This is a genomic window from Rothia mucilaginosa (assembly GCF_001061665.1).
Taxonomy (GTDB): Bacteria; Actinomycetota; Actinomycetes; order Actinomycetales; family Micrococcaceae; genus Rothia; species Rothia mucilaginosa_A.
On sequence record NZ_JVSP01000016.1, the window covers coordinates 125,988 to 150,119 of the forward strand.

A 24,132-nucleotide genomic window follows, 5' to 3' on the forward strand; every position below is an offset into this window, starting at 1 on the left:
CGGAATATGGGGCACGAGAACAACGCAAAGGATCGCATTGCCGTGGTCACCGATAGCGCCGCGGCACTGCATCCGGAGCTGGTGGAGCGGCTGAGTGCTCGCGGGAACTTTGTCGTGGTGCCCATGCCCGTTACGATTCGCACCCCCGGTGCGGAGGACCGTAGCTTGCAGGGCCTCGGCGCCGCCGAGGTGGACGAAGCCATTATGCTGGCGCATGTCATGGGGCAGACCGTGAGCACTTCCGGCCCGGCTCCTGGCGCGTTTGCTGACGTGTACGACGAGCTGGCATCGCGCGGCTTTACGCACGTGGTGTCGGTTCACCTCTCCGGCGAGCTCTCGGGCACGGTGGAGTCCGCGCGTACCGGCGCGCGCCTGAGCCGCCTGGGCGCCGAGGGTGTGAGCGTGGTGGATAGCCGCACGGTGGCCGGCGCCTACGGGTATGCGGTGCTTCGCGCCCTTGATCTGCTAGAGGAGGGCCCGAACCCCGAGCGGGTCGTGGAGTGTGTGCGGCGGGTGTGTGAGCGCGCGACCCTGTACTTTTACATCCCCACCCTGGATGCGCTGCGCCGCGGGGGTCGCGTTTCCCCGGCGCTGGCGATGGTGGGGCAGATGTTTCAGATTAAGCCCATCGGCACGATTTCCCAGGGGAAGCTCACCTACGTGGAACGGCCCCGCACGGCCGCGCGCGCCCTGGATCGGTTCGTGGAACTGACGGTGCAGGCCTGCCGCGAGCACCGTCATGCCGCCGCTCTCGACGCTTCAACGGATGCGGTCCCGGGCAGCGATACGCCCGGCGAGGTGGTCGCGGTGCATCACGTGGGTAATGCGGCGCAGGCGGTGCAGCTGTATGAGCGGGTGCAACGTCTGCTGGGGGAGGGCTCGCTGAGTCATTCCGCGGGTGCGTCCACCGGTTCTGCCTCGGGTGAGGGTTCTGTGGCGCTAAACATACCCGAGTTTTTGGTGAGTTCTCTGCCCCCGGTGCTTTCGGCCCATTCGGGGTTGGGAGCGGTTGCGATGGTCGTGTATTAGCGGTTGAAAGGGTGGTTTGTACCCTCTCATCGTGCCTTGATACGGCGGGGTTTTTCTGCGAATGGGCATCGTGTGTATTTATTGTTATTTAGACCATATCGCAACATTTTCTCGGGGTGAACACCACGTAAACCAACAGAAAACAAAGGGTTTTTCGCCTATTTTATGGGGTAACTCACAAAAAATTCTCGAATGAGCACACCAAAACACACACAAACTAGGGTAGGATTATTACCAACAACGGCGGAACGCGCCGGGCACCACAGAGCTCGGAATAATTCGGTAAGCATAATGCCCACAAGGCATCGAATTGGGCGGGTCGCCACCCAACGCACTGACAAGGAGATACTCCAGTGACTGTACGCGTAGCAATCAACGGCTTCGGCCGCATCGGCCGCACCTTCTTCCGCGCAGCTCAGACCGAGGGCGTCGGCTTCGAGATCGTCGCAATCAACGACCTCACCGATGTTGAGACCCTGGCACACCTGCTCAAGTACGACTCCATCATGGGTCGCTTCGGCGCAGAGGTCGAGGTCAAGGAAGGCGCACTGGTTGTTGACGGCAAGGAAATCAAGATCCTCGCCGAGCGCGACCCCCAGAACCTCCCCTGGAAGGACCTGGGCGTTGACGTAGTCCTCGAGTCCACCGGTTTCTTCACCGACGGCACCAAGGCAAAGGCACACCTCGAGGCCGGCGCTAAGAAGGTTATCCTCTCCGCTCCCGGTAAGAACATCGACGGCACCTTCGTTATGGGCGTGAACGACGACCAGTACGATGCAGCTAACCACCACATCGTCTCCAACGCTTCCTGCACCACCAACTGCCTCGCTCCGATGGCTAAGGTCCTGAACGACGCATTCGGCATCAAGCAGGGTCTGATGACCACCATCCACGCATACACCGCTGACCAGCGTCTGCAGGATGCACCCCACCGCGACCTGCGCCGTGCACGCGCAGCAGCCGTGAACATGGTCCCCACCTCCACCGGTGCAGCAGCAGCTGTTGGCCTGGTTCTGCCCGAGCTGAAGGGTAAGCTGGACGGCTTCGCAGTCCGCGTTCCCACCATCACCGGCTCCATCACCGACCTGACCTTCACCGCTGAGCGCGAGGTCACCGTTGAGGAAGTCAACGCAGCAGTCAAGGCAGCAGCTGAGGGCCCCCTGAAGGGCATCATCAAGTACAACGAGGATCCCATCGTGTCCAAGGACATCGAGGGTGAGCCCATCTCCACCGTCTTCGACGCACCGCTGACCAAGGTGATCGGTGACCAGGTGAAGGTTATCGCTTGGTACGACAACGAGTACGGCTACGTTTCCCGCCTCGTGAAGTTCACCAACAAGGTTGTGGCTTCCCTCTAAGCCTTCTGGGCTTCGACGCATAGCTAAGCGTCATAGAGCGTGACTAACGCATATAGTGAACCCCGGCACCACCGCTTTACGCGGGGGAGTCGGGGTTTGCTGTACCAAGGCTCTTTTGCAGGGGTCTTGAATGAAACCCTTAATGATGTATAAACATACTATTTTCTATCGCTCATTTTGAGTCAGAAATACCGTAAGGGAGTAGGGGATAGAAAGGGTGAAAATCCGCGGTATTCTGCGGAGAAACACCTTATAAAAGCTTATTTTTTAGGCTGTCAAAACCCCTATTCTTCGGTATGATTGAAACGGTATATAAACCCACCTAACCAGGAGGAAATCCCATGGCTAAGGCACTGTCCGAACTGCTCGAAGAAGGCGTCGCAGGCCGCCACGTCCTCGTTCGCTCCGACCTGAACGTACCCCTGAAGGACGGCGTCGTCACCGACGACGGCCGCGTCCGCGCATCCCTGCCCGTGATTGAGAAGCTTGCCAAGGCTGGCGCACGCGTCATCGTCACCGCACACCTGGGTCGCCCCAAGGGCAAGGTCGACCCCCAGTACTCCATCGCACCGGCGGCAGCACGCCTGGCCGAGCTCGCCTCCGTGCCCGTGAAGGTCGCCACCGACCTGGTCGGCGAGGACGCCAAGGCTAAGGCAGCAGCCCTGGCTGACGGCGAGGTCCTGGTTCTCGAGAACGTCCGCTACGACGCCCGCGAGACCTCCAAGGACGACGCAGAGCGCGGCGAATTCGCTGACGAGCTGGTCGCACTGACCGGCGAGAACGGTGCATACGTGAACGACGCATTCGGTGCGGTTCACCGTAAGCACGCTTCCGTGTACGACGTTGCTAAGCGTCTGCCCGCATACCTGGGTGACCTGGTGAAGAAGGAAGTTGACGTTCTGGCTAAGACCCTGAACGATCCCGAGCGTCCCTTCGTCGTGGTCATGGGCGGCGCTAAGGTTTCCGATAAGCTTGCCGTGATTGACAACCTGATTGGTAAGGCTGACACCATTCTGATCGGTGGCGGCATGGGTTACACCTTCGCCTACGCACACGGCTACGAGGTGGGCAAGTCCCTGCTCGAGAAGGACCAGGTTGAGAACGTTCTGCGCTACCTGAAGGAAGCCCCCGAGAAGGGTACCGAGATTGTTACCGCAGTGGACGTGGTCTGGGCTGACGACTTCTCCGCAGACGCTAACACCGAGGTTCGCCCCATTGAGGACCTGACCGGCGGCAAGCTCGGCGCAGAGGCTGAGGGCCTGGACATTGGCCCCAAGACCCGCGAGATTTTCGCTGAGAAGATTAAGGGCGCAAAGACCATCTTCTGGAACGGCCCCGTGGGCGTGTTCGAGATTGCTCCGTTCGCTGAGGGTACCCGCGCGGTGGCCGAGGCTATCGTCGAGTCTGATGCGTTCTCCATCATCGGCGGCGGCGACTCCGCTTCGGCAGTCCGTAACCTGGGCTTCAAGGACGAGCAGTTCGGCCACATCTCCACCGGTGGCGGCGCTTCCCTCGAGTACATTGAGGGTAAGACCCTGCCCGGTCTGGAGGCACTGGGCGCCTAATCCGGGTGGCCTAGCCTGACTGCGTGATTTGAGCGCAGAGTTTTAGCGTGAGACCTCTGTCAGGGCGGTATTTCGGTACCGTTCCGGCGGGGGTTTCTGCGTCCCCGGTCTATCTTTTGTGGGGAGGGGCGGTGCTGTTTCCTGGCTATTTGCTGTGGATTCCTTGGGTTTGCGGCTTGTATCGGAGGCGTGTGGAACCGACTTTAATAGACTGGGAATGTAGGGTTCCCCGCCGTTCATGGGACGACGTCTGTTGCACCCGGTGGGGGACCGCAACTCCAGAAAATACATCGCGGTATTTACGAAAGCCGTGGAGGAACACGAATGACCACGAACAATGACGGCAATTCAACCAGCCAGGCTCCTGAGCGGAACCCCGTGCAAAACCCTGGGCAGAGCCCGGAGAAGAAAAAGCGTTTTTCCCGGCGAACCCTGGGATATGCCGGTGTGGGTGTTCTGACGGCTGCGGTTATTAGCCGGTGCACGGGCTTGATTAAGACGCCGGAGGAGCTGGAAGAGGATCGTAAAAAGAAGCAGGAAGCTGAGGAGAGAGAACGGCAGGCTCAAAAAGATCGGGCTTTGGCTGCTCTTGAACCGAATCAAGAATTCGTGGGGGCAATCGATAAGTCTTATCTGTATAAGGATGTTCCTCTTGAGTACACCGCCTACGAAAGCCGCGGCGAGTTCGTACCCGCGACTGAGGAACATCCCGCGCAGAACGTGCCTTACCCTGTACCTCAACCGGAGATGTACGAATATAGTCTGCAGGGTTTTATGACCTTCATGGGGTATTTTTGTGCAGCCCTCAACTACTTCTATTACACGGGAGATACTGAGCCTCTGTCGAAGGTTGTTGAGCCGGCGGCTGTCCTTCCTGAAACAATGCTTCGCCTGTACCGAGAGAAGCGCGGATGGGTTATATCGGAACAGGACGTGTGCAAGGCGTGGATTTATTTCCCAACGAGTAGTTCGGATCGTCTATCAATATCGGAGCGGAATGGCCGGCACATTATATGGTGCTGGCTGGGGGTATCTAAAGAATCCTATACAGGCTATTTCTATATTCCGAGCATCGGTGAAAAATTATCTCTTTACGATTATCGGAGTCCTCTGGGGAGGAAGCCAAGGGACGACAGAGGGGAGAGGCTGGAAGCTGAGCACCTGAATGGCAGGTGGACCTTGTTGAATAATGACAAGGATAGGACACCGATGTACCCCGCAGATGTCCCTCATACCGGTGAATCCTAAGACCGGGTTCATAATAACTTCAGTTAGGAGACGCAAGCGGCTGCCAGTGTCCCTATTGAGCCCCACCTACAGTGGGTTTTGTTATACATCCAAAGATGAGTGTAAGGAAGAAGACAATGATAGACAGCGAAGAACTACTTAAATCATTTGTATATATGGATGATTTCGCTGGAGAGTATTCGTTAGCAACCACTCGTTTAACTGGCGAGTATATTCCGGCCAATCAGGATCATCCAGCATATTCTGCGCCTATCCCGGATTACGATTATTGGCAGCAACCAGTAACTAGCTTTGTGCGGGAGCTTTTCCATTATATCTATTATTACTCCTGTCAGAATTACATTCTTTTGACCTCTGATACACGAGGCTTAGGAGACGATCTGAGTGAGGATGAAATCTTTTTCCCGGCTATTCAAGATCTCTTCGAAGAGGGTAAAGCATGGGTAGTTACACCTGATACTAGGATTCTCAACCTGCACGTTCTCGAGGGTCGGCCGCGCATCACGAATTCGGAACAAGAGGTGACCGAGTGGAAGGTGCGATTTGATATTCATCCTGACGCGAAGGTATATCGAAAAGATACCGGAGAACTGCATCCCATCGCTAAATTTGATACGCGAAGCCTGATTCGTGAGGGATCAATACACGGCACGATGAGAACGGTGAGTGTCAAAGACAAAGGGTCAACAATCAGTTTTATCCCAGAAGGTACCAACAATGCGTCAGAGGAGAAGACATCATGAGTATCAACAGCGGTCCTAACCCATATCCCACCTCGTATTCCGAACCATATTCCCAGCTCAATTATCAGCCTGAACCTCGGAAGAACCGCCCGGTTAGCCGCCGCGTCTTTTTAGGCAGAGTGGGCGTAGGCGTTCTGGGTGCTGGGTTGCTCGTCTCCGCTGGGTATCGTGCTGGCTTGCTGGGAACGGACGAGGAGCGACGGGAGGCACGTCGACGGTTGCAGCACCAAAGATATATTGACATGGAGCCGAAGCAACAATACGACTATCAAAAGGACCTTGGGAAATCTAGTAGATTGCTCATTTACACGGCGTATGAGCGTAGCGGGCGGTATATTCCTGCAACGGAAGAACACGCGGCACAGAATGTACCCTATCCTGTATTGCATCCGGGTATGAATAAGTACACCAGGTCTGGATTATATACTTTTATTGCTTACTATTATGCGTCTCTGAAATATTTTTACCTCACGGGAGACACTGAGCCTCTTTCTAAGATAGTGAAGCCAGAGGATGTTATTGAACCTGAAATCCTCCGGTTCTACCAAGAAAAGCGCGGATGGCTTATCTGTGATGATGATATATTTAATGAGGTATCTATTAATTCTGCTTCTTTTTTCCCAGATGAGAGGTTTGAGTACACCAAGCGGAATATTTTTTATTGTAGTGTAGAATATTTTCTTCACCGGGCAGCGTATTTCTTTATTCCAGAGACGGGGGAAAAGATTCCTCTTGATCACTATGAGACCTTTGAAAGTAGTTTTTTTAGTTCATATCTAGAAAACTTGAAGGGGCGATGGGTTTTGCTTAACAATCAAGATGATTTGATGCCTCTATATCCTCCCGGTTTTCATAAAATAAGATACTAAAACGGATATGTGGGGGTTTCTGCACGCCCGCTCCACCTTGTGCGGGCAGGGTGTGGGGCTGTTTCCTGGCTATATGCTGTGGGTTCCCTGGATTCGCCGCCTGTGACAGGGATGCCTAGAGGTGGCTTTACTAGACTGGAATTGTAGAGGTTCCCGCCGCTCACCGGGCGGTATCGCAGAACGCATCCGCATGGTTGCCACTGGGGGAGCGATAAGTGCACGCACCTCTACAGACAAGCAAATACAGACAAACAAATATAGACAAGCGAACACGGACGGGTGAAGGCGCCCGGCTGTTGAACCTAGCCGTCCGCGAGCAGCCCGGAACCACCTCGGCAGTTCGTGAACTTGGCAACTCATGAATATAGATTCCAAAGGAGAAAGAATGACCGTAGACGCTCAAGCGCTCTTTGACGAAAAAGACTACACCGGAACCTACCCCTATGTTGCCGATGGCGTGATTGGACCCTACACGCCCGCAAACCGGGACCACCCCGCCTACTCGGCGCCGGCACCGGGGGTGAGGTACAGGCCGAGGCACTATGCGGCGAGGAACCTGCGCCCCTACCTGGGCTACTACTACGCCTGCCAAAACTACATGATTCTCGCCTCGGAACCTGCGGTTCTGAAGATGGACAATATCAGCGAAGAAATGTTCTTCCCCACCATTCAGGACCTCTACGAAGAAGGTAAGGGCTGGGTCATTACTCCCAACCCCCAGATTCTGACCATGAACCTTTTGGAGGGGCAGCCGCGCCTCATTGACGAGACGCTAAAAATTGTGGAATGGAATGTGCGGTTCGATATTCTTCCCGAAGTTCAGGTGTACCGCAAGGACACAAATCAGGTGTATCCCATCACCGATTTTGATACGCGCGGCCTGATTCGTGACGGCGCGATACACGGGACTCTCCACACACAATTCACGAATGAGTGGAGGCCCGTTCAGTTCATCCCAGAAAATAGTTTGAGCTAGGGGAGGGGAGAGCAACATGACGAATAACTTTGGTGGACCCGGATACGGCGGACCCGGATACAACGAGCAACGTGCGTACATGAGGGCTATGATTTCTCGCGCCAAGTTTATACGGGCTGGCGTGTTCGCCGGCGCCGCCCTCGTCGCGGTGGCTTTTGGCTGGGGCGTCAACCTGCTCAATACGATGAGCTCGGATTCCCAAGCCGATAAGAAGCGTGACCAGGAATTTGTGCGCCTGGAACCCACGGAGAAGTACGATGAGCTCCGTACCTTGGGGCCTTCCTCCGGGCCGCTCGTCTACACGGCGTTTGAGCGTAAGGGCCGCTTCATTCCTGCCACCGAGGCGCAGGCGGCGCAAAACGTGCCGTACCCGATTCAGCAGCCCGGAATGGATAACTACGACCGCGCCGGCTTGTACGCGTTTTTGGCGTACTTCTTTGCGTCAATGAATTACTTCTACCACACGGGCGACACGGAGCCTCTTTCCAAGGTCACAGACCCCGAAAAGGTGCTACATCCCGAAATTCTTCGCCTGTACAGGGAGAAGCGCGGGTGGGTTATTTCGGCTGACAAGAATGTGCTGAGCGCCAACGTTGTTGACGATCTTGTTGCGGGTGAAAAGGCTAAAAATACGAGCCGAAATATTCTGGTGAGCACCCTGTACACGACTAAGGCTACGGACCTGGCGTTTTACGTGACTGAGACGGGTGAGAAGCAGGATGTCAACAAATATTTGAGGTACCTGGGGCGTTTCTCGCTGGCTGTGGAGCATCTGCGCGGGCAGTGGGTGATTGTGGTGGACCGCGACGGCTACAGCAACCGTAACACCTACGAGCCGATCTACCCGAAGGGCTTTGGCAATCTATAGCGTCCCTGGGCCCCCTCCGGCGCGGTACTTTCGGTACCGCGCCGGAGGGGGTTTCGTGCTGGACTTTTGAGGTGGGCTCTTCGCGGTTGGCTAGGGGGGCGGAATCCGTCCTACTGAGTTCGTGTGCAGAGTGCGCGTGTGTTACCTTGAGGAGTGTGTGATTCTCACTGTCACCGAGAGGGAACACACATGCAACGAGTGTGAGCGAGGATGCTCGTTCACCGTCACATCAACTTCAACTTCCGGAAGCTAAATACATGGTTACCTTTCAGGCTCATGCCGTTCCCGTACCTTTTAAAGATGAGAGCGCTGAGGCTCTCACGATGCGGCTCAAGCATCTAACTCAGGTACGTCAGATTTTTATTCGCTAAAGGTATTTATTCGTTTAATAATCTCATTTGTTATATGAATAATGAGTGTTTTTCTTGAGCTGATTCAGTGAATATTTTAACTCTTAACAATTGAATTATTTTTTGTGTAAACCCCCGGGATGCGGCAGGTGAGATTTTCAAGGGTGAAAATATGCAAAATAGATTCATGAATTCAAATTAGCGTTAGGTAATGAGAGATATATTTTAGGAAGGGGAGGAAATGACTGTCGATCCGGAGTGGACTAAAAAATTCTTCAACCAAGAAGACTATAGGGGAGCATACCATCTTGTCGATACGGACATGATCGGAATTTACACCCCAGCAGACCAGCAGCACCCTGCATATTCTGCGCCGCCGCCAGATTACAGCTATACGTTTACTAAATTTCTAACGTCCGCTGATTTGGAATTCTATAATATCTACTATTATCAATGCCAAAACTATATGCTTTTGGCATCCGATTCGCGACGCCTCGAATATGCAATGACCGCCCAAGAAATATTCTTCCCCGCCATTCAAGATATCTTTGACGACGGAAAAGGCTGGGTCATCACCCCCAACCAACAAATCCTGACCATGCATATCCTTGAGGCGCAGCCGCGCATCCATAACGAAGAACAAAAAATCTTCGACTGGAACGTCAAATTCGACATCCTCCCCGAAGCAAAAGTCTTCCGCAAGGACACCGGGCAGCTACAACCCATCACCGAATTCGACACACGCGGACTCCTCCGCGACGGAGCAATCCACGGCACCCTGCGCTCCCGTTTCCTCGATCCCGGATGGGACATCCACTTCATCCCCGAAAAGGAGGCATAACCATGGGACCCCAACGCAAGGAACAGGAGACGAACGGAACGCTGGGTTCCTCCCCGGAAGCTCCGCCGGTATCTTCTGGTCAGCTACTCGCTCATCAGCAGGAACCGCGGAAGCTTCGTTTTTCTCGTCGTGCCCTCGCTGTAGCAGGCGTGGGCACCCTCGGTGCTCTCTTTGTCGGTCGTCAGACCGGTATCCTCGCCACCAATGAGGAAAAGCAAGAAGTTCGTCTTCTCAAGCGAGATAGGGCACTAATCGCTCTAGAACCTGAAGAGAAGTTTGATGCTGGTTACGTAGACCGTGGAAGCGCAGCCGGGTTTATGGTGTACACCGCCTACGAACGCAACGGCAGGTACGTGCCCGCCACCGAAGAGCACGCCGCCCAGAATGTGCCGTACCCCGTTCTGCAGCCGGGAATGAATGAGTATAACCGCGGTGGTTTCTATATTTTTCAGGCGTACTTTTATGCCGCCCTGAACTATTTCTACTACACCGGAGATACCAAACCGCTCTCTGAAGTGATCAATCCGGAAGAGATTATTTCCCCTGAGCTTCTTCGGCTCTACCGAGAAAACCGCGGCTGGCTTATTGCCAACCAGGATGTGTACCGTCTGCAGGTTACCACCGCCGGTATTAATGACCGCAGTAAGAATGGTCGGCAGGTATTGAGATACCAAGCAAGACGACGTATTCGCGATGAGGCCGTCTTCTACGTGCCCCAAACGGGGGAGAAGCTACCCATCGATAAGTTCTTGAAGACCGGTGAGGAAGAGTACGCTTTCCTCTGCGCGGAACACCTGCGTGGCCGTTGGGTGCTCGTGGAAGACGATAAGGACGCCACGCCGCTATACCCTCCGGGATTCTCCCTCGAAGGGCTAGAGGTATAAGAATCCACCTTCTCGGTAGCCGCACGACATCACCAGTAACCACACCACACCAACCACAACAAGGAGACATATGGAACAGCCGCCCCAGAACCCCGGCGTACCCGCACAGGGGAGCGCCGTGCAGGGTAGCCCCTTGCCGGAGAATACTGCGCAGAGCAATGCTGTACAGGAAAATACCGTGCAGAACAATGCCGCAGAAAGCACCGCGGTAGAAGCCAGCGCAGTACCTACCGCAACCACCCTCCAGAGCCCCGGACGTGAGCCCGCCGTAGCTGGCGCCGCCTCCGCAGTTCCCAGCGAAACAGTAGCGACCCAGAACGCACCCGCAGAGCCTAAGCGTATGGGCCTGTACTCGCTCATCTGCCTTCCCATCGGTGGATTCATGGCCTACTTCATCGCAGGTTCTCCTTACCTCTGGATGTACTACGCCTATTGGGAATCTTCCTCGATAGCAACGGCTACTCTCATCATTTCGTTTGTTGTTTTGCTGTGCGTCTGCTTCACCTACTGTGCTCTTGCGGCGCTCATCGTTGAGAAGATCGCTACCCGAAAACTGCCCTGGAAGCGTTCCCTCGCCATAAGTGCGCGCGCTACCGCGCTTCTTGTGATTGTTCTGACGATTGTCTTCTTCTGCTACACGTCGTACCTTCTCCGAGGTGGCTACTAACACACCGTAGACAAACACCACCGGCAGAGTACCGGCAGGGTAGAGCCCCTAAGCTCCGCCTTGCCGGTACTTCGTATTCGGGGTTCCACGCGATCAGCGAGCGCGGGGTGAGAATAGTCAATGCAAAGCATAAAAAGGTGCGGAACCGGTGAAAATATGCCGCCAACCCTCTAAAATGGAAAAGGAAAATTCCGAACAACAACCCCGCACGGCATACCGCGCGGGACAGCTAAGGAGCGAACTATGTCGCGTAAGCCCCTCATCGCAGGCAACTGGAAGATGAACCTCAACCACGCAGAGGCAGTCACCCTCGTCCAGAAGCTCGCATGGACCCTCGACGACGCAAACTTTGACTTCTCCGCAACCGAAGTTGCCGTCTTCCCGCCCTTCACCGACATCCGCTCCGTGCAGACCCTCGTCGAGGGCGACAAGCTGGACATCCTCTACGGCGGCCAGGACCTCTCCGTCCACGACTCCGGCGCATACACCGGCGAAATCTCCGGCGCATTCCTCTCCAAGCTCGGCGCAACCTTCGTGCTCGTCGGCCACTCCGAGCGCCGCACCTACCACCACGAAAGCGACGAGCTGTGCGCAGCAAAGGTCCAGGCAGCATACAAGCACGGCCTGACCCCCGTCCTCTGCGTCGGTGAGCCCCTCGAGGTCCGCGAGGCAGGCACCCACGTCGAGTACACCCTCGAGCAGCTGCGCGGCTCCATCGCTGGTCTGACCGCAGAGCAGGCAGAGACCCTGGTCGTCGCCTATGAGCCGGTCTGGGCAATCGGCACCGGCAAGGTCGCAACCGCAGAGGACGCTCAGGAAATGTCCGCAGCTATCCGCGCGGAAATCGCTAAGCTCTACTCCGCAGACGTTGCAGAGAAGGTCCGCGTTCTCTACGGCGGCTCCGTCAAGTCCTCCTCCGCACCCTCCATCATGGGTAAGGAAGACGTGGACGGTGTGCTCGTCGGCGGTGCATCCCTGCAGGCTGAAGAGTTCGCAGCAATCGCACGCTTCGACGCATAAAGCTTCGACGCATCACGGCGTTTCATAGTGTTACGGCGCTCGGCCGGGTACCCACCCGACCGGGCGCCGCGCCTTTTAACTTAACCGCGCTTCTTCACGGGTGCACCTCCGTAAGTCCGTGAGCTTCGGCAGCAAAGTGGCGGGGGAGTTGGGCTAAGGGGAGTCCCGCTAACCGGCGATGCGCGGCCGGTGGGCGATACGCCGGGACCCGTTCGCCCCTCGCCGCAAAACCCGCCCGGAACGTGCCCGCCGCACGGTTCACCCCGTACACTTAACGGCATGTTCAGCTTCGGATTCTCCCTCATCATCGCAGGCCTCATCGGCACGATGCTCTTCCTCTACATCCGCAACCGCAGGGTCAGCGCCCCGCGCCTACCCGGCAATGACGGCGGCAACCTCGGCTACGCGGGCGGCGAAGAGTACAGGGAGCCCTCACCCGAATACCAGTACTTCGAAAGCCGACGCGACGAGTTCCTCGACCGGCTCTACAGCCGCACCTCCTCTCCCGAAATCCCCGTGACCCTCACCCTGCGCGACTGGGTTGACCAGGGCTTCTACGCCGGAGGAGGCGCCTACTGGGCGGCCGCGCAGCAGTTCACCTACTACCTCATCGACGGCGGGTACGTGCGCGCCTACGACACCGAAGGCGATGAGCTCACCGCCCAGCGCGTGCTCACCGACCGGCCAGCGGCCCTGCAGCTGACCCCCAGCGAGTACCAGCGCCGCACCAACCGCGCCGCCTAAAAACCTAATCAACGTGACCGAACGGCGACGGTAGCGTATAGTTAAACCGTCTGTCTGCAATGCGAAAGCCGCAGACCCCGCCCGAAGAATGACTACAGGAAGGTCCCCATGGACGTCATCATGAACGTACTCATGGTCATTATTGCCATCACCAGCGTGATTGCAGTGCTGCTCGTGCTGCTCAACCGCGGTCAGGGCGGCGGCCTCTCCGACATGTTCGGTGGCGGTATGACCAACTCCCTGAACTCCTCCGGTATGGCGTCGAAGAACCTGATTCGCCTGACCGTGACCGTAATCGTCATCTGGGTTATCGCAGTGGTCCTGTACGGCCTGGCCCTGCGCTTCAACGGCCAGATTGTGGTCTAGTCAGAGCCTCTCATCAGAGCCCACGCCCACCCCACCGAGGGTGAGCCAATAGAGCTTCTCCCCGGCACTTCTCAACCGAGAATGTCGGGGATTTTTTATGCACCAAACGGCAATGACGAAAGCGGTAGCGGGGCGTGAATCTTTACGGCATGATAGGACGTATACACCACATACGAAAGGCAAAGAAGCCATGAGCGCCTACACCCTCGACTACACGTACACCGCTCCGTCAGCCCTCATCGACGGCGCCGACTCCCGCGCGCTCAGCCTCGCCACCAGCGGCGGCAGCACCCCCGAAGGTGCCGCCTCCCACCCGTATTTCTTCTCCGGGTTCCTCGAACGAGCAGACGTCTACGCCACCGCACTATTGGTCGTCGCCAGGGTCGCCCGCACCCGCTTCTACGTGCCGCCCAGCTCCCTCGCCGGAGCCCTACGCGCCGCAGACCCCGTCGTCACCAGCACCGCCGAAGGCCTACGCTTCGAATCCTTCAGCGCCTGCTGCGGAGTGTATGCGCGCCTCGACGTTGACTCCAGCGCACTCGACGCCAGCCACAGCGCCGTAGGCGTCACCAATGTAGACGTCAACCCGCCCCTGCGTGCCGCGCTCGCCTCCCTCCGGGCGGGGGAGCCCATCCACCTGAACGTCGGCGACGACGGGCTGCTCACCACCACCCTTGACGGCTCCGTCATGGAAGAAAAAGTGCCGCTGCCCATCCGCTGGCTCAAGGGCTTTGCAGAAACGCAGATGCTCTCATCCCGCATGAGCCCGGTGCACAGCCTGGACGCTGCCGCCGCCCGAACCTTCATCCACTCCCTGCCGCGTAACTCCAGCACCAAGGCGGTCCTGTGGGCAACCCGTGCCGTGCGTTCCCTGCGGCTCGCCACCCGCGCCACCGCCGGATCCGTATGCGTGGCGGGCCCTGAGCGTCTGCGCGTGCTTGAGCCGCTCATCCGCCACATTCAGAGCCTGGACGCGTACAGTGAGCCCGTGACCGCCGGTAACGCGCCCGTGCCCAGCGTGTGGGTGGCGCACCTGCCCGGCGCACGCCTGAGCATCGGTTTGAGCCCCGAAAAGTCACGCGGGTTCTCCGGCGAGGGGTCCGTGCTGCAGGCGCTGTCTAACCCGAACACCGCCCAGAACGCTGACATGCTCAGCGTGCTGCTCTCCTTCGAGCCGCGCATTGACGTGCCCGTCATGTCTGCCCGCGCAGGCCTGGACGAGGCGGCAACCCGTGACGCGCTCGCCCTGCTGGCTTCCTCCGGTCAAGTTGGTTTTGACGCGCATGCCGGCGAGTATTTCCACCGCCCGCTGCCGGTGCATCCGGAGGCGCTGACCGCCATGCACCCGCGCCTGGTCGGCGCGAAAAAGCTTGCCGACTCCGGCGCTATTGAGCGGATCGGGGCGGGGGAGCACGGCACCGGCGAGTACAGTGTGCGCAGCGGTGAGAACACGTACACCGTGGTGCTGCCCGCCGACCCGTACGCCGTGGAGGGGTACCTCTGCTCCTGCCCCTGGTGGTTGAAGTACCGCGGCACGCGCGGCCCCTGCAAGCACGCGCTGGCGGTCAGTATTCTCTACCGCGAACACGCCACCGGCTAGACACAGCACGCACCGCACTAAAAGACGACGCCCCAAAAGCTCGCCTCAGCTTCCTCCCGAAAGACCACCATGAGCAAACGCCCCGAAACGCACACCTTCCCCGAAGGGGTCATCACCGAGCCGCTCCCCGGTGAAGTCATCCACCCGCTCCGCAGGCAACAGAAAACCTGGAGCGACATCATGCACTTCAACCGCAACCTCGCCAACATTCTGGCGGTCGGCGGCACCCTCGAGCAGATTTACCGCCGCTGGCAGTACTTCGACATCACCACCACCCCCTACGGCTCCCAGCTCGGCAAAAATAAGCCCGGAACCGTCACGCAGGACCGCGTGAAAATCTACATTCAGACGGGCTGGTTCTCGGGCGCTGCCTCCATGCGGCTTGCCGAACTCTACGACGGCGCGGTCCTTGAGCACGACGAGGACTACTACACCGCCCTCATCAACTGTGAGTCCGACCTGATTCTTCCGCTGCTGCGCGAGGACGAACAGCTCCGTGAAGAACTCATCTGGGGTATGCTTGCCGTCGAAGGCAACCGGGACATCTCCCTCACCCAGCGCGACTCCTACAAGCCTGGACAGAAGGACAACAACCCCGGCTGGTCCTGCGCCCTCATCGAAGCCACCGAAACCGGGCTGATCAGCCGCGACCGCCTCATTGACGCGCTCCTGAGCTCCCTCATGAGCGACTTCCCGGCGTACCGGGTCGGCTGGTTCTCACGCCTGGTCACCGGACTCAAACTCACCGCCGAAGAAATCGCGGCACGTCAGAGCGAATTTCTGACGCTTTTCTCCTCGCCCATCGGCCCGAGTGTGACCCTCGGCGTGCAGCATATTCACCGCCTCTGGACCAAAAACCCGCAGGCGCTGGATGCTACCGCATTCGCCTACGCGGCACCCGCCGTATGCGCCGGAACCAAAGCAAACGCACTCAAAATCCTGACCATGCTCCAGGCGCTGTACCGGGCGGGAACCCTCGACGCTGCCGCCTGCGAAGACGCGGTCGTCATGGCGCTCAGCCACACCCACGCGCAGGTGCAGGCAGCCGCCCTCACACACCTCGAAGAATGGGTGCAGGCGGGCGCCGCAGACGATGCGAGCGCCGACGCTATCGTGTTCGCCGAACGCGCCCGCGAACTCTACTGCGATTACCGTTCCCAGCTCGATCCGCTGGTTGTGGCGCAGATTCAGGAAGAGGGCTCGCCGCTCCTCGACGAGGCTCACGGCAGGGAAGGCGAGCCGGGGAATAGCCGGGGGAACGGGGAGGAAAGCACCGCCCTGACTGAAGCTGCTGACCTTGAGGCCGCCGCCGCGGAGGCGCTCGCCGCCTCCCGCGCCGCAATCCACCGGTACTGGGACACCCCCGTGCGCCCCGTTACCGCATCTGACGTGCAAGAACGTGCCCGTGCGCTCCTGCACCATCAGGTTGCGCCCTGCGCCACCCCCGATACGCTCGATGAAGCGGAACTTCCCGAAACGCACGCCGGATGCGAGCTGGAACTGGAACTGCTCACCGCCTACCTGCTCAGCGCCGACGGCACCGCGCAGAGCCCAAACCTGCTCGAACAGCTTGTTCCTATCTGCCTGAAAAAGCTGAACCACTGGGGTTTGGAGTGGTTCGACATGCGCGCGCACATGACGGTTCTTGCCGCCGCCGGGAAGCTGCGTGAGCGCCCGAAGGCGTCGGAGATGACCCCGAAGGAAGACCCCGGTACGGTGCCGAACCTGCACACCATGTACTCCCGCCACGCCGCGTTCTTCAGCACCGGATCCAAGGATTCCCTCGGCGTGCTGCAGAGCAGGCAGAGCTACACGCCGCTTGCTACCCCTGAGCTGTTCGGCGGGTGGGTGCATCCGGATACCCTGGTGCGCCGGTACGCCAAGAACCTGGCTGATGGAGCCACCATCCTGCGCCAGGATTTCACGGCGGCGCTACTGCGTGTGCGCGTGCCGGAGGTGCTGCCTCCATACGCTACCGACGAGCAGCGACAGAACGCCCAGAGCCGCCGAGCTGAGGCGCTGACCCTGCTTGAAAGCCTCGAAGAGCAATACGTGAAGAACACTGAGGAGGAGGCCCCGCGCTCTGCTCCTACCCAGATTCGTGTGCTCCGCTCCGCACTCGACGGCACCCTCGCCACCGGGCGCGTCAACCCCTACCTGGAATCCATCACGGTATCCCAGCGGGAAAAAAGCTGGGGCCTTCAGCTGAACGGAGTGGCGCACGGTGCTTCCACCCCCGAGCTGAACGCTTTCCGCGGCCTCGCCACCGCCCACCACGACGAAGAAGGACAGTACGCCCTGCTCTACCCCTCGCGGGTAGAACCGCTGGCATACTACTGCGCCGGTAGCAATTGGTACACCTTGGACCACTCCGCCTTCGACCGCGAACTCTACCTAGCTTTGGCGGCGCACCCCGGCGCGTGGGGTCCCGCCTGCGCCTTCGTGTTTGCCGCGGGCTTCTCGGAGCAGCGCGTCGAAATTCGTTCCCTCGCCGTGGAAATCATGCACCGCGTGCTGGACGATCAGCTCAGCCTTGAGGACGCCACGGCAGGCTTCGTGGACTTTGTGCCGCTGGCGATGCTGAACCGTTGGGCGCTCGCCCTCACCGACTTTGCCCAGCTGGATGCGCGGGCGGCGGTGCGCTTCTTCGCACGCCTCATACCGCACCTGGATACCGGGGCGAACTCGCTCGGTAAGCTGCTGGGCGCCTTCAGCCAGGCGTTGGCGACTCTTGACCCTGCCACCCGTGCACAGCTCGTGGATGAGCCGCTGCGTGCCTGGTTGGGTACGCTGACCGGCTCTTCGCAGAAGGCTCGGTACGCCCGGAATATCCTCAACCAGGTGCAGGGCTAACCGCCCCGTCCCTCTAACTTGTCACAACCATTCACCATCAACTCCGAAAGCAGGTACCAATGACTGATACCGCCCAGCCGCATAACCCTAACGAGCACAGCGCAGGTGAGCGCACCCTCGAAGAGCGCCGCGCCGCCCTCAAAGCCCTCATCGCGGCAGAATCAACTGACGTGCAGGAATACCACGCCGTCATCAGCGGCGCCACTGAGGAGGAGCGTGCCTCCCTCGCCCGAACCCTCACCCCCAAGAGCGTCATCGGTAGCGACCACATTAACCGCACCCCGCTCGCCGCCTACGTTGCCGGGGCGCTCGTGCGCACCCCCGACGGCGACCCGTGGGAATACCACCGTTCCGCCGGTCGCGCCATGCGCACCCTACTCTGGGAAGGTAAACCCGACCAGCAGCTGATTAACGCGTTCCTGCTCGGCGCCACCGAACGCCCCGACGAGTGGATTCTGCGTTTCATTGAGGGCCTGCCGAACTCTTGGGCGCGCTCGAAGAAGATCTGGGAAACCTGCTACATGCTGCTTCGTGCCCGTAACCTGAGCTGCGATGCCCCCGAATACCTGGTCCTTTTCCTGCACGAGGCCCTACCCTGCGTGAAGAAGGGCAGCGCCAGTAATCACGCCCAGCTCAAGACCTTCTTCACCCGTGACATGACCCTGCTCGACCAGGAGTTTTGGGCTGTCTTCCGCACCGAAGGGGTGCTCTTCAAGGGCTACGGCAACTACATGGGCGAAAGCGCGGAACTCTGCCGCCTCATGGGCGAATACTTCGACATTCGCGACGAAATCCTGGACGCCCTGCTACGTGGCCTGACCAGCGATTTCAGCGCCTTCAACTCGGCTGCGTTCCACTCCGTCTACACCGACCTGCAACCCACCGACGCAGAAAACCGGGCCCGCTTCGCACAGCTCATGGCTGTCCTCACCGCAGAGCCCAGCGCCTCCGTCGGATTCGCTCAGACCATGTTGCAGAACGTGCTCAAAGCCTGCGCACCCGCCGCCCTGCAGAAGACCCCCGACCTACAGCCCCTCGAGCAGCTCGACCTGGAACAGCTCATCGACGCACTCGGCGCGAACCTCTACCGCACCGAAAAGAAGATTCAGCGCGGCGCCCTGCGCCTGCTCAAGCTCATTGCCACCCAGTACGCTGGCGTGAGCAAAGCCAAGCGCAAGAAGGCGCAAACCGCCGAGCAGCTGGCGCTCGCCAACTATGTTGCTGACCGCGTCCTCGAAGCCTACGAGGTGCTACCCCTGGAGTTGCGCGGTGCCGCGGAAGCCTGCCTACCCGAAGATCGTCTACCCCAGGCGGAAGAGGCGGAGGCGGCGGGCGCCTCCGTAGAGGTGCCGCCGGTGCTGTTGCCCGGTACCCCGCGCCATGAGCCGTTCACCCCCATTGCGGATCTGGACGAGTTCTGCGCCCTGCTGATCGAGGAATCGAACACCACCTCCGGCCGTGTGGCGGGGGAGAAGAGCCCCCGCGCTACTGGTGAGAACCTGGCGCGTCTTTACCACTTTGCCGCGACCGACAAGCTGGCACCGGCGGAACAGCAACAGCTTCGTACCCTGCGCAAGATTTCCAGCGAATATTACTACAACAACGTTGCGTACATGCCTGTTCTCCGCGCAGTATTGAAAGCTAACGCCGAGGCCGCGGGATACGAGTCATGGGAGCTACCCGAGCTCACGCCGCTCCTGCAGTATTCCGACCGTAGTGAGATGGTTGCACGAACTCGCCCGAGTAACGCGCTCCTGAGCAAGGAAGAGATGATACGTCTGACTATTCAGAATAAACACCATCTCTGGAATGCTGACTACAAGCCGTTGAAGGGTTACCGTGACCTCCACGAGATTTTCCGGGAACAGATGCGTGCCGTCGCCGCCGGGGGAGAGTACCACACGGAAGGACGCACGGTGCGTCTGCTGAGCGCACCACTACCCGCCCGTCAGCTTACCTACAGCGACTGGACTTATCGCACTGTTTCTGCCCTGGATATCCCCTGGAGCCTCTACTATTCCGGCCTTAATGACAGCAAGGTTGAGGAATACCGTAAAGCTAGCCAAGCGGGAGAACCCACCGGAAAATTTGTTGCCGCCGACTTTGTTCGTCATGAACCGATGTGGCAGGTCGAGAGCGATATCGTGGATACCGTGGATGAGGCGCGCGAGGCGCTGAGCCACGCAACCGCTGGCATGAGCCCCGAGGAGGCCATCGCCTACGAGGTGCTGAACACCGCGTTCATTCCCTTCACCTTTTTGCCGAATGCTTCTGAATCGTACGGCTGGCAGGGCGACTTCATGACGGCGCTTACCGAATGGGCGTCCTGGCTGCTTCAGAATAACCCGGACCTGCTCTCTGCATACTTCCTGTTTGCCGCTTCGGAGTGCATTGAGGAGAAGACCGTCACCCCCGTTCCCGTACTCATGCGCGCGCTGAGGGAGTCCACCGTGCAGGTAGGCGCCCCCTCCTGCGCCCTGCTCGGCTATGTGGCGAGCGCGAAGAACCCTGAGTACCGTCTGGCGGCGGCAGAGGCCATTGCGGCACTCTTTGAGGCGGGCCTGCTGGACGCATCCACCTTCGCGGAGACCCTGAAGTGGGCTCTGGAGGACGGGATAGTCCTTCCGAACCGCCTGGTGGCGACCCTGCGTGAGGTGTCGGCTATTAGTCCGCTGGCGGGTTGGCGTGTGCTGCAGGTTCTGCGCCTGCTGTTGCCGATGGTTGGTGGGCTGACGAAGGGCGGCGATTATGTGCGCCTGGCGGTGGAGCTTGCCGAACTGTACGGCACGCCGGTTGAGATCCCCGCCGTCCTGGAGCCGAAAATGAAGGGCTCCACGGTGCTGGCGAAGAGCCTGCGTGCCCTGGCTGCGGTGACCCCGCGCGTGACGGAGGAGGCGCTTGTCGCCCGCGAAGCCGCGCTCGCCCTGCTGGGCGGGAACACCTCGGGTGGAGGCACCTCACCGGCTGGCGCTGAAGGGTAGTTCACGGCAGGGGAGTCATAGGGGAGCACCCCGTACTGCGCTCCTATGCGCGCAACCCCGTGTACCCAACCTCGTGCACGGACCCTCGTGCACCCAACCCCACTCACCGCCCCGTGACGAAACGGTTTGACCGCCGTCACGGGGCGGGAGTACTCTATAGGTAATGGCGGATCATGAAGAGTCCTACTTTCTGAAATATCTTTTTCTTATATTTGTCGGATTCTTAGCTTCCCGCCATTTTTCTTTTAACCCCCGTTCCCGCGCGGCCGGCAGGATAAGCGACCGACAGATAAGCGGCTGATGGACAAGCACTCGGCGGATAAACACCGCCCCGGCTCCGCGATACGTAACGGTCGGCTGCTCCCCGCGAATATTTACCCCACAGGTCACCGATGACCAAACCCAGCGACAACCCGCGCCCACGCCGCTACGATAAGAACATAGCCGCACACCACCGACGGTGACAGTCGGGTGAGACCAACGGAAAGGACGACCCGTGACTACCCCCTACGACGCATCCCCCTACCTGCAGGAATCACCCTACCTCAACGAGTCCGCCTACCTTCAGGGTGAAGCCCCCGAGGGTCTCAGCCCCCTCGTGCGCCTCATCCTGATGCGCCGCTACGGCGTGTACGTCTTCACCGACCTGTACGACCCCTACTACCGCTCGAACTACTCGAGCATTAATGAGCGGCACCAGGCCGGCGTATTCGACACCGACCTGGGGCGAGTGTCCGCCCTGAGCAATTGCGGCCTGACCCTCAGCGAGGAATCCCTCGCCCAGGCGCTGAAGGTCAGCGCCAACGAATTTGCCCTGTTCTTGACCATCTGGTCCTACGAGTACGGGTACCGTCCCGGCCGCGTGTTCAGCCGCGACTTTGATCTGCGCGCCCTGGCGCTCCCCGAAGAGCAGCGCTACACCGAGCAGATCATGCACTACCTCTCCAACCCGTACTACAACCCGGACGGCACCGAGCGCATCGTTGGCGGTCTGCCCGAGAACTACGTGCCCTACGAGTGGCAGCAGCCGATGAGCCGCGCCAACTTCACGAGCATGGAACGCAATCGCCGACCCCTGCAGATGGTCAGCGGCGTGCAGAACGCCCTAATTATGGCGGGTGCACTCTACCAGCAGCTACTCGGTCAGCAGCAGGCGTACAACCAGACCGACCAGCGCGACCTTGTGGCGCTGCGCCGTTTCCTCGCCCAGCATGACGCTCTGCCGGCAGCTCGACCGGAGAACACCAGCCGCGAAAACCGCGTGTTCATCGCCGCCTGCCTGCACCCCGAAGACGCCGCGCACCTGCGCACCATGAAGGAGGCGCTCGCCCTCGCCGCCGCCTACTCGCGCCTGCGTTTCAATGGCACGGTGGGGGACCTGAGCCTGAGCATCGCACCGCGCCTGAAGCTGCGCCGCAGCGAACGCACCCGCATCGCACACCTGCTCAACCGGGTGCTGGAGGCTGACCCAGTTGGCGCCCGCTACGACAGTGCGCCCGGCGCCGAAATGTACAAGCGCCTCGTCAAGGCGATTCACCCCGGCGACTACCCGTCGCTGACCGCGCTGAGCCGCTGGGCTGACGACCTGTACCGCGGCGAGGTGTACAGCTTCGAGTCGCTGGTAGACCGCGCCTACGCAACTCGGGATGCGCAGAACGTGGCACGTCTGCTCTCGACCCGCCCCGGCGTGTTTGCACGCCAGCTGGTGCGCGCCCTGGATGCTTTCGAAGCGCCCCGCTACGGCATCGATACCGCACCGAGCCCCGGCCAGCAGATCATCTTTGACGCGTTCGCCGCCGTGGCGCCGCGCGTTTCCGCGCCCATCCTGGTGCAGATTCGCAACCTGGTGACCCTGCAGCGTAACGCGCTCGCGAATCCGCCGAAGGAACGCCCCGCCAACCCCGTGGCGGTGCAGGAGGACCGGGAGCTCGCCGACTACGCGCGCCGCAACCCGGAGGGCGTCGCCAGGGTTCAGAACATCATGCAGAACGCGGGCATTCCGAATCCGCTGGGCTCGTTCTTCGGGGATAATTCCGGGCCGGAGAACCCGATGCGTTCTATCCCGGTCGGTTCCGACCCCTCTACGAGCCAGCGTGAGGAGCGCCGCGCGGCGTCCGCTCGGAAGGCTGAGCCTGCCGCCCCGCAGCGCATGAACCTGTCCAAGACCGGCATCGCCACCATGATTCCGGCGCGCGAGTACAGCCCAGCGGTGCTTGACCTGCTGGAACGCCTGGTTGAGATTGGTCTGTCCGGCCGCCTTGCCGAGACCAGCATCTACCTGCCCGAGCAGGTGGGCGATACGATCATGCCGCTGAACACCCGCAGCGCCCGCCCCTCCCTGGACGGCATGGGCCGCTACAACACCTCCACGGTGCACCTGCCGCCCACCGGCGTGATTCGCCTCTTCTGCTTCTGGGATGAGGGCGTGGACATTGACCTGTCGCTGATGATGTTCGATGCCGAAGGCAACTACATGGACAAGATCAGCTACTGGTCGCAGACCGCTAAGAACAGCCAGGGCGCCATTTACGCGCACCACTCCGGTGACATTACGGACGGTACCGGCGGCGCCTGGGAGTACATCGACATTGAGGCACGCAAGGCGCTCAAGGCGGAGGTGTGCTACCTCGTGCCGGTGGTGCAGCTGTACTCCGGTTTCGGGGAGGCACACACCCTGGACGCGGTGAACGACCTGCAGGCGGGCTTCATGCTGGTGCCCGCCGTGGGCGTGGGTGAGGTGCACGAGGTGAGCCAGGTGCACACCAAGTTCACCTTGCGCGCTGAGAGCCGTGGCGTGTTGCCGTTTATCGTGGACCTGCAGAACCGCGACCCGTACGACATCCCGGAGGAGACTGACGCCATCGTGAAGGTGACGGACATCGGTCTTGCCCGCGGCATTAACGTGTTGCAGTCCGGCGCGAACATCACCGCCGTGCGTGAGCACTTCGACTGGGCGCAGCCCATGACGGTGCGCGAGTACCTGCGTCTGACCGGCGCGAAGCTCGCCCCGACCGCAGAGGAGGCGCAGCAGGTGCTGGAGGCGACGGTTCCCTCGCTGGCGGCACTTTACGTGGGCTTCGAGAGCGAAGCAGAGGAAGCCCAGGAACAGGAGCCGCAGAATCCTGCCGCCCCTGAGCAGTAGCGCGCGGCATAGAAAAGGGTGGAGCCCC

At 59.8% G+C, this 24,132-nt stretch carries 18 protein-coding genes; all 18 read left to right on the top strand.

All coding sequences use genetic code 11. From position 1 onward, the window contains the following. Positions 1-6 precede the first annotated feature (6 nt). The 18 genes from ADJ95_RS08105 (at position 7) to ADJ95_RS08190 (ending at position 24,104) form a co-directional block, all read left to right on the top strand. Positions 7-1,029 carry a DegV family protein gene (locus ADJ95_RS08105; RefSeq protein ID WP_049334125.1) on the top strand — a complete coding sequence of 341 codons (1,023 nt, stop codon included), beginning with the start codon at positions 7-9 and terminating at the stop codon, positions 1,027-1,029. A 353-nt stretch (positions 1,030-1,382) separates the two neighbouring features. After that, complete coding sequence (gene gap / locus ADJ95_RS08110; protein WP_049334126.1) at positions 1,383-2,387, top strand: type I glyceraldehyde-3-phosphate dehydrogenase; 1,005 nt, start codon at positions 1,383-1,385, stop codon at positions 2,385-2,387. A gap of 341 nt (positions 2,388-2,728) precedes the next feature. After that, positions 2,729-3,952 (top strand): phosphoglycerate kinase, encoded by a 1,224-nt coding sequence (locus ADJ95_RS08115; RefSeq protein WP_049334127.1) that lies wholly within the window; start codon positions 2,729-2,731, stop codon positions 3,950-3,952. A 324-nt stretch (positions 3,953-4,276) separates the two neighbouring features. After that, a complete protein-coding gene (locus ADJ95_RS08995) occupies positions 4,277-5,200 on the top strand; it encodes a DUF6318 family protein (RefSeq protein WP_053088823.1) in 924 nt (307 codons plus the stop codon). Positions 5,201-5,316: 116 nt separating this feature from the next. Then, positions 5,317-5,943 carry a DUF6318 family protein gene (locus ADJ95_RS09045; protein WP_065424001.1) on the top strand — a complete coding sequence of 209 codons (627 nt, stop codon included), beginning with the start codon at positions 5,317-5,319 and terminating at the stop codon, positions 5,941-5,943. After that, positions 5,940-6,812, top strand: a complete 873-nt coding sequence (locus tag ADJ95_RS08130; RefSeq protein WP_152691728.1) for a DUF6318 family protein — start codon at positions 5,940-5,942, stop codon at positions 6,810-6,812. Before ADJ95_RS09045 ends, ADJ95_RS08130 begins: the two co-directional genes overlap by 4 nt. 385 nt (positions 6,813-7,197) lie before the next feature. Continuing rightward, positions 7,198-7,788 (top strand): DUF6318 family protein, encoded by a 591-nt coding sequence (locus ADJ95_RS08135; RefSeq protein WP_049334130.1) that lies wholly within the window; start codon positions 7,198-7,200, stop codon positions 7,786-7,788. A 16-nt stretch (positions 7,789-7,804) separates the two neighbouring features. Then, positions 7,805-8,656: a DUF6318 family protein gene (locus ADJ95_RS08140; RefSeq protein ID WP_049334131.1), complete on the top strand. Its 852-nt coding sequence runs from the start codon at positions 7,805-7,807 to the stop codon at positions 8,654-8,656. A 591-nt stretch (positions 8,657-9,247) separates the two neighbouring features. Beyond that, complete coding sequence (locus ADJ95_RS08145; RefSeq protein WP_049334132.1) at positions 9,248-9,847, top strand: DUF6318 family protein; 600 nt, start codon at positions 9,248-9,250, stop codon at positions 9,845-9,847. 2 nt (positions 9,848-9,849) lie between these two features. Then, positions 9,850-10,731 carry a DUF6318 family protein gene (locus ADJ95_RS08150; RefSeq protein WP_049334133.1) on the top strand — a complete coding sequence of 294 codons (882 nt, stop codon included), beginning with the start codon at positions 9,850-9,852 and terminating at the stop codon, positions 10,729-10,731. 70 nt (positions 10,732-10,801) lie between these two features. Then, a complete protein-coding gene (locus ADJ95_RS08155; protein WP_049334134.1) occupies positions 10,802-11,398 on the top strand; it encodes a hypothetical protein in 597 nt (198 codons plus the stop codon). Between the two features lie 243 nt (positions 11,399-11,641). Continuing rightward, the gene (gene tpiA, locus ADJ95_RS08160) at positions 11,642-12,418 is read left to right on the top strand and encodes a triose-phosphate isomerase (RefSeq protein WP_049334135.1); all 777 of its coding nucleotides are present in this window, start codon (positions 11,642-11,644) and stop codon (positions 12,416-12,418) included. A gap of 279 nt (positions 12,419-12,697) precedes the next feature. Further along, positions 12,698-13,162 carry a hypothetical protein gene (locus ADJ95_RS08165; protein WP_049334136.1) on the top strand — a complete coding sequence of 155 codons (465 nt, stop codon included), beginning with the start codon at positions 12,698-12,700 and terminating at the stop codon, positions 13,160-13,162. 108 nt (positions 13,163-13,270) lie between these two features. Next, a complete protein-coding gene (gene secG, locus ADJ95_RS08170; RefSeq protein ID WP_049334137.1) occupies positions 13,271-13,528 on the top strand; it encodes a preprotein translocase subunit SecG in 258 nt (85 codons plus the stop codon). Positions 13,529-13,718: 190 nt separating this feature from the next. After that, a complete protein-coding gene (locus ADJ95_RS08175; protein WP_049334138.1) occupies positions 13,719-15,128 on the top strand; it encodes an SWIM zinc finger family protein in 1,410 nt (469 codons plus the stop codon). A 69-nt stretch (positions 15,129-15,197) separates the two neighbouring features. Further along, the gene (locus ADJ95_RS08180; protein WP_049334139.1) at positions 15,198-17,981 is read left to right on the top strand and encodes a DUF6493 family protein; all 2,784 of its coding nucleotides are present in this window, start codon (positions 15,198-15,200) and stop codon (positions 17,979-17,981) included. Between the two features lie 59 nt (positions 17,982-18,040). After that, positions 18,041-20,962 carry a hypothetical protein gene (locus ADJ95_RS08185; RefSeq protein ID WP_049334140.1) on the top strand — a complete coding sequence of 974 codons (2,922 nt, stop codon included), beginning with the start codon at positions 18,041-18,043 and terminating at the stop codon, positions 20,960-20,962. A gap of 496 nt (positions 20,963-21,458) precedes the next feature. Continuing rightward, on the top strand, positions 21,459-24,104 hold the full coding sequence (locus tag ADJ95_RS08190) for a TerD family protein (RefSeq protein WP_049334141.1): 2,646 nt from the start codon (positions 21,459-21,461) through the stop codon (positions 24,102-24,104). The last annotated feature ends 28 nt before the right edge of the window (positions 24,105-24,132 follow it).

Bases quoted from the DNA above. Each gene is read 5' to 3' on its own strand.
- ADJ95_RS08105 (WP_049334125.1), top strand. From the start codon at position 7: ATGGGGCACGAGAACAACGCAAAGGATCGCATTGCCGTGGTCACCGAT.
- ADJ95_RS08115 (WP_049334127.1), top strand. From the start codon at position 2,729: ATGGCTAAGGCACTGTCCGAACTGCTCGAAGAAGGCGTCGCAGGCCGC.
- ADJ95_RS08995 (WP_053088823.1), top strand. From the start codon at position 4,277: ATGACCACGAACAATGACGGCAATTCAACCAGCCAGGCTCCTGAGCGG.
- ADJ95_RS09045 (WP_065424001.1), top strand. From the start codon at position 5,317: ATGATAGACAGCGAAGAACTACTTAAATCATTTGTATATATGGATGAT.
- ADJ95_RS08130 (WP_152691728.1), top strand. From the start codon at position 5,940: ATGAGTATCAACAGCGGTCCTAACCCATATCCCACCTCGTATTCCGAA.
- ADJ95_RS08135 (WP_049334130.1), top strand. From the start codon at position 7,198: ATGACCGTAGACGCTCAAGCGCTCTTTGACGAAAAAGACTACACCGGA.
- ADJ95_RS08140 (WP_049334131.1), top strand. From the start codon at position 7,805: ATGACGAATAACTTTGGTGGACCCGGATACGGCGGACCCGGATACAAC.
- ADJ95_RS08145 (WP_049334132.1), top strand. From the start codon at position 9,248: ATGACTGTCGATCCGGAGTGGACTAAAAAATTCTTCAACCAAGAAGAC.
- ADJ95_RS08150 (WP_049334133.1), top strand. From the start codon at position 9,850: ATGGGACCCCAACGCAAGGAACAGGAGACGAACGGAACGCTGGGTTCC.
- ADJ95_RS08155 (WP_049334134.1), top strand. From the start codon at position 10,802: ATGGAACAGCCGCCCCAGAACCCCGGCGTACCCGCACAGGGGAGCGCC.
- tpiA (WP_049334135.1), top strand. From the start codon at position 11,642: ATGTCGCGTAAGCCCCTCATCGCAGGCAACTGGAAGATGAACCTCAAC.
- ADJ95_RS08165 (WP_049334136.1), top strand. From the start codon at position 12,698: ATGTTCAGCTTCGGATTCTCCCTCATCATCGCAGGCCTCATCGGCACG.
- secG (WP_049334137.1), top strand. From the start codon at position 13,271: ATGGACGTCATCATGAACGTACTCATGGTCATTATTGCCATCACCAGC.
- ADJ95_RS08175 (WP_049334138.1), top strand. From the start codon at position 13,719: ATGAGCGCCTACACCCTCGACTACACGTACACCGCTCCGTCAGCCCTC.
- ADJ95_RS08180 (WP_049334139.1), top strand. From the start codon at position 15,198: ATGAGCAAACGCCCCGAAACGCACACCTTCCCCGAAGGGGTCATCACC.
- ADJ95_RS08185 (WP_049334140.1), top strand. From the start codon at position 18,041: ATGACTGATACCGCCCAGCCGCATAACCCTAACGAGCACAGCGCAGGT.